The 1,362-nt window shown below is 72.5% G+C and carries 1 protein-coding gene; it reads left to right on the top strand.

What is annotated here, in order from left to right; genetic code table 11:
- A partial coding sequence (locus tag HMPREF1136_RS10005; protein WP_034505807.1) for a helicase-related protein occupies window positions 1–1,362 on the top strand: 1,362 nt, incomplete at both ends.

Raw genomic sequence — 1,362 nt, 5'->3', positions numbered from 1 at the left:
AGGGTGGCCGCGCGCGCCGCAGCCCGCCGGATCGCCCGTTTGCTCGGCGAGGAGGTCGGCGGGCAGGTCGGCTATTCGGTGCGCGGGGATTCGAGGGTCAGCGAGCGCACGCGCGTGGAGATGGTGACGCCGGGCGTGGCGTTGCGCCGCCTGCAGCGTGACCCGGAGCTGCCGGGCGTCGCGGGACTCGTCATCGACGAGTTCCACGAGCGCGACCTGGACACGGACCTGGCGCTGGCTTTCGCCTTGGATGCGCGTTCGGCGCTGCGCGAGGACCTGTTTATCGCTCTGACCTCGGCGACGCTGGAGGCTTCGCGCACGGTCTCGTGGCTGCGCGAGGCGACGGGTGCGGAACCCGCGCTCGTGGATATTCCGGGCGATATTTTTCCGCTGGAGCTGCGTTACGCTCCCCCACCGCGCGGCGTCGAGGCCGTGGGTGCGATCGGGAATGAGCGCGTGGGTGTGCGCCGCGAGTACCTGGCGCACGTGGCGCGCACGGTCGAGGACACGGTCGCTGCCACCGAGGGGTCGGTCCTAGTGTTCCTGCCGGGCGTCGGGGAGATCGAGGCCGTGCGCGGCGCGCTGAGCGTCCCCGGCGTCGAGGTTCTGACGCTGCACGGCCAGCTCAGCGCCGCCGAGCAGGACCGCGCGCTCTCCCCCACCGATCAGCGCCGCGTCATCCTCTCCACCTCGATTGCTGAGTCGTCGCTGACGGTTCCGGGGGTGTCAGTCGTGGTCGATGCTGGCCTGGCTCGCGAGCCGCGCTTCGACGCGGGACGCTCGTTGTCTTCGCTGGTGACGGTTCCCGCCTCGCTCGCTCGCTTGGAGCAGCGTGCGGGCCGCGCCGCGCGCACTGGGCCGGGCATCGCCGTTCGCGTCATGGACCCGGTGGACATGGCGCGCAGGCCCGCCCAGTCCGCTCCGGGCATCGCCACGCAGGACCTGACGGACGCGCGCTTGCAGGTGGCCGCGTGGGGCACGCCGGTGGAGGACCTCGCCTTGCTCGACGCTCCACCCGCGGGCACGTGGCAGGCCGCCGGAGAGCGTTTGTCCTCCTTGGGTGCCATCGACGAGGCCGGGGCCGCGACCGCTCTGGGCCGCACGTTGGCGTCGCTGCCGTTGGACCCGCCCCTGGGCAGGGCCCTTCTGACTGCGAGCGCTCTCCTGGGGGCGTCGAAGGCGGCTCACTTTGTGGCCTTGTTGTCGGAGGATGTGCGCGCGCCGGGTGCCGACCTGGGAGGCGTGGAGCGCCGACTTGGGCGCGGCGGGGACGCGGGAGTCGGCCGCGCACAGGCGGCGCGCGTCAAGGAAACGGAGGCTCGCCTGAAACGCCTGGCGTCCAGGCTGGCAGACAGGGAGTTG

The sequence above is a fragment of the Actinomyces sp. ICM47 genome, assembly GCF_000278725.1.
GTDB lineage: Bacteria > Actinomycetota > Actinomycetes > Actinomycetales > Actinomycetaceae > Pauljensenia.
Note: the sequence above shows the minus strand (reverse complement) of the source record. Positions and strands in the feature narration are given on the sequence as shown.